The sequence below is a fragment of the Streptomyces sp. NL15-2K genome, assembly GCF_030551255.1.
In the GTDB taxonomy this organism is placed as follows: domain Bacteria; phylum Actinomycetota; class Actinomycetes; order Streptomycetales; family Streptomycetaceae; genus Streptomyces.
Map to the genome: position 1 here is coordinate 8,164,042 of NZ_CP130630.1, position 14,849 is coordinate 8,178,890.

Consider the following 14,849-nt stretch of genomic DNA (forward strand, 5'->3'; position numbering starts at 1 on the left):
TAACAGCAGAATGGCGAAACCTGGATTCGTCGACATCTGGCCGCTGTCCCCGCTCCAGAAGGGCATGCTCTTCCACGCCCTGTACGAGGAACAGGGCGCGGACGTGTACGTCATCCAGCTCGCGATCGACCTGCGGCGCGAGCTGGACGTGGCCGGTCTGCGCAGGGCCGTGGCCGGTGTGCTCGGCCGCCACGAGAACCTGCGGGCCTCGTTCCGCAACCGCAAGTCCGGCGAGCCGGTCCAGGCCATTCTGCGCGAGGTCGAGCCGGACTGGTCCGAGACCGACATCAGCGACGTCCCGGCGGATGACCGCGAAGCCGAACTCCAGCGGCTGCTCGACGCCGACCGCACCCGCCGCTTCGACCTGACCCGCCCCCCGCTGCGGTTCTCCCTGATCAAGTTGGCGGACCAGGAGTACCGGTTCGTCTTCACCGCCCACCACATCCTGCTCGACGGCTGGTCCATGCCGCTGGTGCTCGGCGAGCTGATGGCCCTCTACAACAACGGCGGCGACACAGCCGAGCTGCCGCCGGTCGCCCCGTACAAGGACTACCTGGGCTGGCTCTCCCGACAGGACCGGGCCGAGGCCGAACTCGCCTGGAAGCGTGCCCTCGCGGGCGTCGAGCCCACCCTGGTGGCGGGCTCCGGCACGGGCGCCTCCCTGCCCGAGACCCTGATCGAGGACGTCGACCCGCGGCTGTCGGCCGCGCTGGTCGAGCGGGCCCGCTCGCTCGGTCTGACCCTCAACAGCGTCGTCCAGGCCGCCTGGGGCCTGGTCCTCGGCTCACTGACCGGCCGCGACGACGTCGTCTTCGGCGAGACCGTCTCGGGCCGGCCGCCGGAGCTGCCCGGGGTCGAGCGGATGGTCGGCCTGTTCATCAACACCCTGCCGGTACGGCTGCGCCTGGATGCCGCGCTCTCCCTCGGCGAGCAGGTCCGGCGCCTGCAGGACGGACAGGCCGACCTCCTCGCCCACAAGCACCTCGGGCTCGCCGAGATCCAGCAGCTGCACGGCAGCGGACAGCTCTTCGACGCCATCACGATCTTCGCCAACTATCCGATCGACACCGACACGCTGCAGAACTCCGCCGAGGGCATCGGCGCGGTCGGTGCCTCCACCGTGGACGCCACGCACTACGCCCTCAACCTGGAGGGCACCGTCCGGGGCGAGCGCATGACGGTACGCCTCGATCACCGCCCGGACCTGTTCGCCGAGGGCGCCGGACGCGAGATACTCGACCGGCTGCTCGCGGTCCTGGCGGCCTTCGCCGCCGACCCCGACCAACGCGTCGGCGCCGTACCGCTGTTCACCGGATCCGACCGGGAGCGCCTGCTGCTGCGGCGGACCGGCGCGGCGGACGCCGCACCCGCGAGTCCGGACCGAGTCCCGGTTCCGGACGAGGGCGCGGGGCCCGGGGACGATCGTGAGGCACTGCTGTGCCGGCTCTTCGCCGAGGTGCTCGGGGTCGACTCGGTCTCCGTCCACGACAGCTTCTTCGAGCGGGGCGGCGACTCGATCAGCTCCATCCAGCTGGCCCACCGCGCCCGCAAGGAGGGCATCGCGCTGAGCCTGCGGGAGATCTTCGAGCACCGTACGGTGGCCCGGCTCGCCGCGCTCGCCGGCGCCGCGCAGGCGGTACGGCCGGTGCGGGCCGTCCCGGACGACGGTGTCGGCCCGGTGCCGCTCACCCCGATCATGCACTGGCAGCAGAGCCAGGGCGGCCGGATCGACGCCTTCAACCAGACACTGACCGTGCCCGTCCCGGCCGACCTCGACGAGACCCAGGTCCACGCGGCCCTGCAGGCGCTGCTCGACCACCACGACGCGCTGCGCCTGCGGCTCGGCCGCACCCCGGAGAACGACTGGACGCTGGAGGTCACGGCCCGCGGCACGGTACGCGCCGAGGACTGCGTACGCCGCCACGCGGTCGCCCCCGGCGGCGGCGAACCGCCCGAGCAGGTGCAGCAGGAGCAGGTGCTCGCGGCCGTGGAGCGGCTGGCTCCCGACGAGGGCCGGATGGTCCAGGCCGTCTGGTTCGACGCGGGACCGGACACCGAGGGCCGACTGGCCCTGGTCGTCCACCACCTGGCCGTCGACGGAGTGTCCTGGCGCATCCTGCTGCCGGACCTTCAGGCCGGGTTCACCGCGCTGCGCTCCGGCACCGAGATCCGCCTCGACCCGGTCGGCACGTCGCTGCGCCGGTGGTCGCGGGAGCTGGCGGAGCAGGCCCTGACCGAGCGTCGCGTCGCCGAACTGGACCTGTGGCGCTCGGTGCTCGCCACGCCGGACCCGCTGCTCGCGGACCGCCGCACGGACCCGGCACGCGACGTGGTCGGCGTGGCGCGACAGCTGACCGTGACACTGCCCGCCGCGGTGACCGGGCCGCTCCTCGGCGCGGTGCCCGCCCTCTTCCACGCCGGCCCCGACGAGGCCATGCTCACCGCGCTCGCGCTCGCGGTGGGCCGGTGGCGGCGGGAGCGCGGCCGGGGTGAGGGGAGCGCGGTGCTGGTGGGTCTGGAGGGCCACGGCCGGGAGGAGATCGTGGAGGGGGTGGACCTGTCCCGTACGGTCGGCTGGTTCACCAGTCTGTACCCGGTCGCCGTCGATCCGGGCCCGGCCCCGGCGGACGAGGTGTGGTCCGGTGGGCCGGCTCTCGGCACCGCGTTCAAGACGGTCAAGGAGCAGTTGCGGGCCATCCCCGACAAGGGCATCGGCTACGGAATGCTGCGCCACCTCAACCCGGCCACGGCACCCGAGCTGGCCGGCCGGCCGGAGCCGCAGATCGGCTTCAACTACCTGGGCCGGATGGGCACCGCCGACACCGACACCGACACCGACGCCGTACGGGTGCGTGATCTCACGGGTGCCGGCGACGCGACCATGCCGCTCGCGTACACCCTGGAGCTCAACGCCGCGGCCGTGGACCACCCGGACGGGCAGCGGCTGGTGGCGTCCTGGACCTGGTCCGGCGAGCTGCTCGCCGAGGACGAGGTCAGGGAGATCGCCCGGCTGTGGTTCGAGGCGCTGCACGCCCTGATCGCGCACGCGGGCCGCCCGGACGCCGGCGGCCTCACCCCCTCGGACCTGCCCCTGGTGACCGTCTCCCAGCCCGAGATCGACCGGCTGGAGACGACCCCCGGCCGGATCGCCGACGTGCTGCCGCTCTCGCCGCTCCAGCAGGGCCTGTACTTCCACGGGCTGTACGACGAGTCCGAGTCCGACGTCTACACCATCCAGTCGGTCCTCGAACTCAAGGGCCCCGTCGAGGCGGCCGTCCTGCACGAGGCCGCCCGCGCCCTGCTGCGCCGCCACGACAACCTGCGCGCCTTCTTCGTCACCGGCGCCGCGGGCAAGCCGCTCCAGGTCGTTCCCCGCAGCGCCGAACTCCCCTGGGACGAACGCGACCTGAGCCACCTCTCCGGGACCGCGCAGGAGGCGGAGCTGGAGCGGGTGCTCACGGCCGACCGCGGCCTGCGGTTCGACCTGGAGCGGCCGCCCCTTATGCGCTGCGCCCTGATACGACTCGGCGAGCGGAACCACCGCTTCGTCCTCACCGTCCACCACATCGCGGTCGACGGCTGGTCGATGCCCCTGCTGGTGAGGGACCTATTCGACCTGTACGGGCAGTACCGGCGCGGCGGCGACGAGTCCGCGCTGCCGCCCGCCGCCGCGTACAAGCGGTACCTCGGCTGGCTGGCCGCCCAGGACCGCACGGCCTCCGAGGAGGCCTGGCGCGAGGCGCTCCAGGGCATCGACGAGGTGACCCACATCGCCCCGGCCGGCGCCGGCGGGCCCCTGGCCGTCCCCGAACGCCGCAGCACGGCCGTACCGGACGACCTGGCCGCCGGGCTGACGTCCGCGGCCAGGGAGCACGGGCTGACGGTCAACACCCTGGTGCAGGGCGCCTGGGGCCTGGTGCTCTCCACACTGACCGGCCGCGACGACGTCGTGTTCGGCGCCACGGTCTCCGGCCGCCCGCCGGAGCTCGCGGATGTCGAGGGCATGATCGGCCTGTTCATCAACACGCTCCCGGTCCGCATGGACATCGACCACGGCCTCTCGCTCGCCGGGCTCTTCCAGCGGCTCCAGGAGCGCCAGGCGCGGCTGACGGCGCACCAGTACCTCGGCCTGGCCGACATCCAGCGCCTCGCCGGGACCGGTGACCTCTTCGACACCCTGGTGGTGTTCGAGAACTACCCCGTGGAGTCCGAGCCGCTGCGCGAGTCCGCCCAGGAGCTCGGCGTGGTCGACGCCGAGGTCCGGGACGCCGTCCACTATCCGCTGGCCCTGCTGGCGGCCCAGCGCGGCGACCGGCTCACCGTGGACTGGTCCTACCGCCCGGACCTGCTCGACCGGGACCGGCTCCAGGACATCGCCGAGCGCTTCCTCGCCGTGCTGCGCGCCTTCGTGGACCATCCCACCCGCCCGGTCGCCGGACTGGACCTGCTCACCCCCGCCGAGCGGCGCCGGGTGCTCGTCGAGTGGAACGACACCGCCGCCGCGGTCACCGCGGATTCGGTGACGGAGCGCTTCGAGGCACGGGCGGCCGCGACACCGCGGGCCACCGCCCTGATCGCCGAGGACCAGGAACTGTCGTACGCCGAACTCAACGCCCGCGCCAACCGGCTGGCCCACTGGCTGCGCGAACGCGGCGCGGGCCCCGAGCGGTTCGTGGCCGTCCGGCTGCCCCGCACCGCCGACCTGGTGGTGGCGCTGCTCGCGGTCCTCAAGACCGGTGCGGCCTACGTGCCGGTCGACCCCACGCTCCCGGCGGACCGGATCGCCTACGTCCTTCAGGACGCCGCACCCGTCCTCACCCTCACCGAGGAGGAGACGGCCGCCGCGGAACGCGCCGCCCATGGGGGCGGAGACCTGGGCCTGACCAGACTGCCCGAGCAGGCCGCGTACGTCATCTACACCTCGGGCTCCACCGGCCGGCCGAAGGGCGTCGTCGTACCCGGCGGCGGCATGGTGAACCTGCTGGAGGCGGTCCAGGCACGCCTGCGGCTCACCCCGGACGACCGGCTGGCCGCCGTGGCCACGGTCGGCTTCGACGTCTCCGTCATGGAGATCTTCCTGCCGCTGATCACCGGTGCCACCCTGGTGCTCGCCGGGTCGGACACCGTCAAGGACCCGGACCGGCTGGCCGCGCTGCTCACCCGGACCGGCGCGACCGTGATGGAGGCGGCACCGAGCCTGTGGCACGTCCTGGAGGAGGCGGTGCCCGAGGCCCTGCGCGGGCTGCACAAGGTGACCGCTGGTGAGGCGCTGGCCGCCGATCTGGCCCAGCGGCTCGTCGCGCTCGGCGGCACCCTGACCAACCTGTACGGGCCCACCGAGACCACCGTCTACTCCACCGGCACCGAGATCGACGGCCGCTCCCCGGTCACCATCGGCGGCCCCGTCGCGGGCACCCAGGTGTACGTACTCGACTCGGCGCTGCGCCCGGTGCTGCCCGGTGTGCCCGGTGAGCTCTACATCGCCGGCGCCGGTGTCACCCGTGGCTACCACCGCCGCCCCGCGCTGTCCGCCGAGCGGTTCGTGGCCGACCCGTACGGGCCCGCCGGTTCCCGCATGTACCGCACCGGCGACCTGGTGCGCTGGACCGACGACGGGCACGTCGACTACCTCGGCCGCACCGACTTCCAGGTGAAGCTGCGCGGTTTCCGCATCGAACTCGGCGAGATCGAGGAGGTGCTGAACGGTCACCCCGACGTCGGCCGCGCCGTCGTGGGCGTCCACGAGGGCCGCCAGGGTGACCGGCGCCTCGTCGCCCACGTGATGCCGGCCGACGGCCGCACCGCCGACCCGGCCGAGCTGCGCGCGCACACCGCCACGGCGCTGCCCGGTTACATGGTCCCCGCGGCGTACGTGGTCCTCGGCCAACTGCCGCTGACCCCCAGCGGCAAGGTGGACCGCAAGGCGCTGCCGGCGCCCGAGTTCGACGGCGGCGAGCCGTCCCGGCAGCCGCGCAACCCCACCGAGACGCTGCTGTGCGAGCTGTTCGCCGAGGTGCTCGGCATCGAGCGGGTCGACGTGGCGGAGAGCTTCTTCGCCGCCGGCGGCGACAGCATCAGCTCGATCCAACTGGTGAGCCGGGCCCGCCGGGCCGGGCTGCGGTTCAGCCCGCGCGATGTGTTCGCGCACCGGACGCCCGAGGCCCTCGCGGCGGCCGTCCTGGCGGACGGGGAGACTCCCGCGTCCGCCCCGGCCGCCCCGGTGACCGACGGGGTCGGTGACGTGCCGCTGACGCCGATCGTCCACTGGGTGCGAGAGCGCGGTGGCGACATCGACCAGTTCAACCAGACGATGTCGCTGCCGGTCCCGGCCGGCGCGGACCTCGCCGTGGTGACGGGGGCCCTGCAGGCCGTGCTCGACCATCACGACGCGCTGCGGATGACCCTGGCCCGGATCTCGGAGGACTTCGGCTGGTCGCTCCAGACCGCCGCGCCCGGTGCGGTGCGGGCCGAGGACTGTGTCCACCGCGTCGACGCCGCGGCCCTGATCACCTCCGGCCTGACCGAGGCGGAACTCGACGCCCGCGCGGCCGGGGAGGTCTCCGCCGCCCAGGCACGCCTGAACCCGGAATCCGGGGCGATGGTGCGCTGCGTCTGGTTCGACGCGGGGCCGGGGGCCCCGGGGCGGCTCACCGTCGTCGCCCACCACCTGGTCGTCGACGGCGTCTCCTGGCGCATCCTGCTGCCCGACCTGCAGTCCGCCCTCGAAGCGCTGATGGCCGGCCGGCCCGTCGCACTGGAACCCGTGGGCACCTCCTTCCGCGGCTGGGCCCAGCGGCTGACCGAACTCGCCGCCGCACCGGACCGGATGCGGGAACTCCCGCTCTGGCGCGAGATCCTCGACGGTCCCGACCCGTCACTGACCGCCCGCCCGCTGGACGTGCGCAGGGACACCTTCGGCACGGCCGCCCAGCTGAGCCTGCGGCTCCCGGCGGAGCTCACCGAGCCCCTGCTCGGACGCATCCCCGCCCTGTTCAACGCCGGCGTCAACGACGTGCTGCTGACCGCCCTCGCGCTCGCCGTCACCGACTGGCGGGAGCGCACCGGCCGGGGCACCGGGCCGGACGTCCTCATCGACCTGGAGGGACACGGCCGCGAGGAGATCGCCGACGGTCTGGACCTCTCCCGCACGGTCGGCTGGTTCACCAGCCTGTACCCGCTGCGCCTCGCCCCCGGAGAGACGCCGTCCGAGGAGATGTGGTCGGGCGGAGAAGCGATCGGCCGCGCGGTCAAGCGGATCAAGGAGCAGCTGCGGGCCGTTCCCGACAACGGGATCGGCTTCGGCCTGCTGCGCCACCTCAACCCGCAGACCGCCCAGGTCCTCGGCCGCTACGCACAACCCCAGATCGGCTTCAACTACCTGGGCCGGCTCGGCGAGTCCGACGAGAGCGCCGACACCGGGCAGCCGGAGGTCAACCGCGACCTTTCGGGTGTGGCCGAGGCCGGCATGGCCCTGCCGCACGCCCTGGACCTCACCGCCACCGCCGTCACCTACCCCGACGGCCCGCGTCTGGTCGCCCACTGGATCTGGGCCGGCGAGCTGTTCTCGGACGACGACATCCGCGACCTCGCCCAGACCTGGTTCCGGGCCCTGCAAGCGCTGGTCCGGCACGCCGAGCGGCCTCAGGGCGCGGGCGGGCTGAGCCCCTCCGACCTCACGCTGGTCACGCTCGGTCAGGACGAGATCGACCGCCTCGAATCCGCCCGGCAGGGCGTCGCCGACGTCCTGCCCCTGTCCCCGCTCCAGGAGGGCCTGCTCTTCCACGCCCTGTACGACGAGCGCGGCGCCGACATCTACACCACGCTCCTCGCCTTCGACCTGCGCGGCGCGCTGGACGCCCCCGTGCTGCGGGAGGCGGCCGCCGCGCTGCTGCGCCGGCACGACAACCTGCGGGCGGCCTTCCGGCCCGGCGCCGCGGGGCAGTCGCTCCAGGTCATCCCGCGCACGGTCGACCTGCCGTGGCGCGAGGTGGACCTGAGCGGCTTCGACGAGGACCGCCGGACGCGGGAACTCGACCGGCTGACGGCCGAGGCACTGGCCGAGCGGTTCGACCCGCGGCAGGCGCCGCTGCTGCGCTTCACCCTGGTGAAGGTGGGCGCGAAGGCACACCGGCTGATGCTGGCCAGCCACCACATCCTCTTCGACGGCTGGTCCGGACCGGTCCTGTCCACCGAGCTCTTCGAGCTCTACCGGACCGGCGGCGACGACTCGGCGCTGCCCAGGGTGACGCCGTACAAGGACTATCTGGCCTGGCTCGCCGGCCAGGACCGCCCCGCCGCCGAAGAGGCCTGGCGCCAGGCGCTGGACGGCGTGGACGAGCCGACCCTGGTCGCGCCCGCCGACCCGGCCCGTGAGCCGCTGCGGCCCCGCGTCCACCGGCTGGAGCTGTCCGCGGAGGCCACGGCCGCCCTCACCGCGCGGGCGCGCCGGCACGGCATCACCAAGAACACCGTGGTCCAGGCCGCTTGGGGGCTCGTGCTGTGCGGTCTCACCGGCCGCGACGACGTGACCTTCGGCGAGACGGTCAACGGCCGCCCCGCCGAACTCCCGGGCGTCGAGACCATGGTGGGCCTGTTCATCAACACCCTGCCCGTACGGGTGCGCACCGCACGTGGCGACTCACTGCTCGACGTGGCGACCCGGTTGCAGGAGCAGCAGTTCGCCCTCCTGCCGCACAAGTACCTCGGTCTGACCGACATCCAGCGGATCACCGGGACCGGAGCGCTGTTCGACACCTCCACCGAGTTCAGCAACTACCCGGTCGACTCCGAGAGCCTGGAGCAGACGGCCGAGGGGATCGGGATCGTCGACGCCCAGCTCCAGGACGGCACCCACTACCCGCTGGCCCTGGGCGCCTCGGACGGCGGGCAGACCCTCTCGCTCAAGATCGACTACCGGCCCGACCTGTTCGACGACGAGACGGTGCGGGCCATCGGCGGACGGCTCAGGACGGTCCTGGAGGAGTTCGCCACCGACCCGGACCGCCGTGCCGACTCCCTGGACCTGCTGTCCGCCGCCGAGCGGCACACCCTGCTGGCGGAGTGGAACGACACGGCCGCCGACGTGCCGTCGGCCTCCGTGCCCGAGCTGTTCCGGGCGCAGGCCCGGCGGACCCCCGAAGCCCCGGCCGTCGTCTTCGCCGGCGTCACCCTCGACTACCGGGAACTCGACGAACGCTCGGACCGTCTCGCCGGCCGGCTGGCCGGGCTCGGTGTCGGCCCGGAGACTCCGGTGGCCGTCCTGATGGAGCGCTCCGCCGACCTCCCCGTGGCGCTCCTCGCCGTCCTGAAGGCGGGCGGCGCGTACGTGCCGCTGCGGGACACCGACCCGGTCGCCCGGCTGCGGCACGTCCTGGACGACACCGGCGCCCCGGTCGTGGTCACCGACCCGGAACTGGCCGACCGCGCCCGGGAGCTGGGCGTCACGGTGCTCGACGCGCACGAGGACGCCCCGGCCGCGGCACCGGACGTCACGGTCCTCCCGGACCAGCTCGCCTACGTGATGTACACCTCCGGTTCCACCGGGCTGCCCAAGGGCGTGGAGATCACCCATCGGGACGTCGTCGAACTGGCCTCGGACCGGCGCTGGCGGGGCGACGCCCACCAGCGGGTGCTGCTGCACTCGCCGACCGCCTTCGACGCCTCCACCTACGAGCTCTGGGTGCCGCTCCTCAAGGGAGGAACGGTTGTCGTCGCGCCACCGCGGGAGCTTTCCGTGGCGGTTCTCGAACGGGAGCTCACCGAACACGCCATCACCGGACTCTGGCTCACCGCCGGTCTGTTCCGGCTGGTGGCCGAGGAGGCGCCGGGGGCCCTGGCCGGCGTGCGCGAGGTCTGGACGGGTGGCGACGTGGTCCCGGCCGCCGCGGTGCGCCGGGTCCTGGAGGTCTGCCCCGGCACCGTCGTGGCCGACGGCTACGGGCCCACCGAGACGACCACGTTCGCCCTCAGCCACGCGATGACGACCGCCGAGCCGGTACCCGCCCGGGTGCCGATCGGCCGACCGCTCGACAACATGCGCGTGTACGTCCTGGACGGCGGCCTGCGCCCGGCACCGGTCGGTGTCGCGGGTGAGCTGTACATCGCGGGTGCCGGCCTCGCCCGCGGTTACGCCCGGCAGCCGGCGCCGACCGCCGGGCGCTTCGTGGCGGACCCCTTCGGCCCGTCGGGAACCAGGATGTACCGCACCGGTGACCTGGCCCGGTGGACCGCTGACGGTGTGGTGGAGTTCGTCGGCCGGGCCGACGAGCAGGTCAAGCTGCGGGGCTTCCGGATCGAACTCGGCGAGATCGAGGACCGGCTGGCCCGCCACCCGGCGGTGGCCCAGGCCGCGGTGATCGTGCGCGAGGACCGGCCCGGGGACAAGCGCCTGGCCGGCTACGTGGTCCCGACCGGGCCCGTCGGGGCGGCGGAGCTCAGGGAGTACCTGAGCGGCGAACTGCCCGACTACATGGTGCCGTCGGCACTGCTCACCGTCGACGCCCTGCCGCTGACCGCGAACGGCAAGCTCGACCGCAGGGCCCTGCCCGCCCCCGAGTACGGGAGTGCCGCCGAGCGACGCGCCCCGCGCGACGAGCGGGAGCAGACCCTGTGCGCCCTCTACGCCGAGATCCTCGGCGTACCCGAGGTCGGCATCGACGACAGCTTCTTCGACCTGGGCGGCCACTCCCTGCTCGCCACCCGTCTGGTCAACCGGATCCGCAGCGCGTTCGGGGCGGAGGTGCCGGTGCGTGCCGTCTTCGAGGCGCCCTCGGTCGCCGCCCTCAAGGACCGGCTGACCGACGCCGAGACGGCCCGGCAGCGGCTCGCCCCGGCCGAACGGCCGGCGGTGATCCCGCTCTCGCACGCCCAGCGCAGGCTGTGGTTCATCGACTCGGTGGAGGACACCGCGGGTTCGTACAACATCCAGCTGGCCGTGCGGCTGCTCGGCGAACCGGACCCCGCGGCGATGGAGTCGGCGCTCGCGGACGTGGTGGACCGCCACGAGAGCCTGCGGACCGTTTTCCCCGCCGAGGGCGGCGCCCCGCGCCAGCGGATCCTCGGCTCGGGCGAGTACACCTTCCCGCTCCCCGTCCGGGCGGTGACCGAGGAGGAGCTGGACGGCGTCCTCGGCACGCTCGCGGCAACGGAGTTCGACCTGGCGGCGGACCTGCCGCTGCGCGCCCACCTGCTGCGTCTGGCACCGCGCGAGCACGTGCTGGTCCTCGTGCTGCACCACATCGCGGGCGACGGTTCCTCACTGGCCCCGCTCGCCCGGGACCTCGGCCGCGCGTACACGGCCCGGGTGGCGGGCCGCGCGCCCGACTTCGCACCGCTGCCCGTGCAGTACGCGGACTACGCGCTGTGGCAGCGGCGCACCCTCGGGGACGAACACGACCCGGACAGCCCCTTCGGGCGGCAGCTGGAGTACTGGCGCACGGCCCTGGCCGGACTGCCGGAGGAACTGGACCTGCCGACCGACCGGCCGCGTTCGGCCCAGTCCGGCAATCGGGGCGGGCAGGTCGAGCTGAGCCTCCCCGACGAGATCGCGCGGGGTGTGCACCGGCTGGCCGAGGAGAGCGGCGCGAGCCTGTTCATGGTGCTGCACGCCGCGGTCGCCGCCCTGCTGCACCGCCTCGGCGGCGGCACGGACATCCCGCTGGGCACGGTGGTCGCCGGCCGGGGTGACGAGGCGCTCGACGACCTCGTGGGCTTCTTCGTCAACACGCTGGTGCTGCGCGCCGACCTCTCCGGCACCCCGGACTTCCGGGAACTGGTCGACCGCGTACGGGCCACCGACCTGGCGGCCTTCACCCACCAGGACATCCCCTTCGAGCGGCTGGTCGAGGAGCTCAACCCGGCCCGGGTCCTGTCCCGCAACCCCCTCTTCCAGGTGGCGATCAGCCTGGAGAACAACGAGGAGGCGGAGCTGGCGCTGCCGGGCCTCAGCCTCGCCCCGCAGCCGACCTCGGCGGACATCGCCAAGTTCGACCTCTCGTTCAACTTCGGTGAGGTACGCCGCAACGACGGACAGCCGGGCATCGGGGGCCAACTGGAATACAGCACCGCCCTGTTCGACCACACCACGGCCGAGGGCTTCGCCGACCGCCTGGTGCGACTGCTCGCAGCGGCCGTGGCGGACCCCGGCCGTCCCGTCGCGGACATCGACCTGCTCTCACCGAACGAGCACGCGCTGCTGGACGAGAGCAACGACACCGCGCGGGACGTTCCCGCGGGCACCGTCGCCTCGCTGTTCGCGGCGCGGGCAGCCGCCACGCCCGGAGCGCCGGCCGTCACCGGCGCGGGCCAGACGCTCGACTACGCCGAACTGGACGCCCGCGCGAACCGGCTGGCCCGTCGGCTCGCCGACGCGGGTGTCGCCCCCGGCGACCGGGTGGCGATCCTCCAGGAGCGCTCGGTCGACCTGGTCGTCTCCACCCTCGCCGTCCTGAAGGCGGGCGCGGTGTACGTCCCGCTCGACGTCCGCTACCCGGTACCGCGCCTCGAACTCATCGTCGCGGAGACCGGCTGCCGGGTCCTCCTGGCCGATCGCGCCCTGGCCGGGCTGGAGTTCACCCACACCGCCGAGGTCGTCGTGGTCGACGCCGAGCGGGACGCCGCGGCCGTCGCCGGATACGATCCCGGACCGCTCGAACTCGACATACACCCGGACCAGTTGGCGTACATCATGTACACCTCCGGATCGACGGGTGAGCCGAAGGGCATCGGGATCACGCACGCCAACGTCGTCGCGCTCGCGGCGGACACCCGCTGGCGCGGCGGGCACGAGAGGGTGCTGCTGCACTCGCCGCACGCCTTCGACGCGTCGACGTACGAGATCTGGGCCACCCTGCTGGGCGGCGGGCTGCTCGTCGTGGCGCCGCCCGGGCAGCTCGACGCGGGCGGCCTGCGCCGGCTCACCGATGAGGAGCGGCTCACCGCGGTCTTCATGACCACGGCGCTGTTCAACCTCCTCGCCGAGGAGGACCCTGGCTGCTTCGCCGGGCTCAGCGAGATCTGGACCGGCGGCGAACAGGTCTCCCCGGCCGCCTTCCAACGCGTGCTCGACGCCTGCGGGGACACCACGGTGGTCCATGTCTACGGACCGACCGAGACCACGGTGTACGCCACCTGCGTCCCGCTGCGCGCCCCGTACCGCACGGGCCGCAGCGTCCCGATCGGACTCCCGATGGACAACACCCGGGCCTACGTCCTGGACGACCGGCTCCGGCCCGTTCCGCTCGGCGTGCCGGGCGAGCTGTACCTGGCGGGCGCCGGCACGGCCCGTGGCTACTTCCGGCGCCCGGGCCTGACCGCCGAGCGGTTCGTCCCCGACCCGTTCGGCGCGGTGGGGGAGCGGATGTACCGCACCGGCGACGTGGTGCGGCGGGACGCCGAGGGGCGGATCGAGTTCGTCGGGCGGGCCGACCACCAGGTGAAGATCCGCGGCCTGCGGATCGAACTCGGTGAGATCGAGTCCGTTCTCCAGGACCAGCCCCAGGTCTCCCGGACCCTGGTGACCGTCCGCGAGGACCGGCCCGGCGACAAGAAACTGGTGGCGTACGTCGTCCCGGTGACCGGAGCCGACACCACGGGGCTGCGGGACCAGATGGCACGACGGCTCCCGGACTACATGGTCCCCTCCGCGTTCGTGTTCCTGCCCGACCTGCCCGTCAACGCGAACGGGAAGGTCGACCGCAAGGCGCTGCCCGCACCGGACTTCGGCCCCGAGGCCGGCGGACGCGGGCCGCGCAACCCGCGCGAGGAACTCCTGTGCCGGCTCTGGGCCGAACTCCTCAAGCTGGACCGGGTGGGCATCGACGACAACTTCTTCGAACTCGGCGGCGACAGCATCGTCTCCATCCAGCTCACCAGCCGGATCCGCTCCGTCTTCGGGGTCGAACTGTCCAACCGGGCGGTCTTCCAGGCTCCCACGGTGGCGGCACTGATGGACCTGATGAGCGCCGGCGGCCAGCGGGACGACTCCTTCGAGGTGGTCCTCGAACTGCGGGCCGGCGGGTCGGCGCCCCCGCTGTTCTGCCTGCACCCGGTCGGCGGCGTCAGCTGGATGTACTCCGGTCTCATGCGGTACATCGACGGCGACCGCCCGATCTACGGCATCCAGGCCAGGGGCCTGGCCAGGAAGGAGCAACTGCCCCGCTCCATGGGGGAGATGGCGGACGACTACGTCGAGCGGATCCGCGAGGTCCAGCCCACCGGCCCGTACCACCTGCTCGGCTGGTCCATGGGCTCGATCCTCGCCCACGAGGTGGCGGTACGGCTCCAGCGGCAGGGCAATGAGGTCGCACTGCTCGCCAACCTCGACCAGGTGCCCGTGACCGCCGAGGAACTGGACGGTGAGTACGTCGCCGCCGACGACCAGAAGGTCTTCGCGGCCCTCCTCGACTTCGTGGGGCGCGACCCCGGGATGTTCGGGGACGCCCCGCTCGAGCACGACAAGGTCATGGAGGTGCTGCGCGAGGAGGGCAGCGCGCTCGCCACCTTCGACGACGCGCAGATCCTGCGGGTCGGGGAGGTCAACAACAACAACTGGTCCCTGACCATCGGCCACGAACCGGACGTGTTCGACGGAGACGTCCTGCTCTTCGTCGCCACCCACGACGAGGACGGCCCCGCCGCGAAGACCGAGCGCTCGGTCGCCAAGCTCCAGCGCTTCGTCACCGGGACCGTTGAGGTCCAGGAGATCGACTGCGAACACCGGCAGCTGCTCCAGGCCGGACCGGTCGCCGAGGTCGGCCGTGCCCTCCAGCAGAGGCTGCGCGGCCCCCAGGGCTGACCGGGCTGCCCCGCGGAACACCCCCAGGGCCCGGCGTCGTCCGCCATCCGTGCGG

General features: G+C 73.4%; 1 protein-coding gene. It reads left to right on the forward strand.

Going from position 1 to position 14,849, the window contains the following annotated elements; all coding sequences use genetic code 11:
• Window positions 1-10 precede the first annotated feature (10 nt).
• Window positions 11-14,794, forward strand: coding sequence for a non-ribosomal peptide synthetase (locus Q4V64_RS36835; RefSeq protein ID WP_303713811.1), 14,784 nt, complete (start codon window positions 11-13; stop codon window positions 14,792-14,794).
• The last annotated feature ends 55 nt before the right edge of the window (window positions 14,795-14,849 follow it).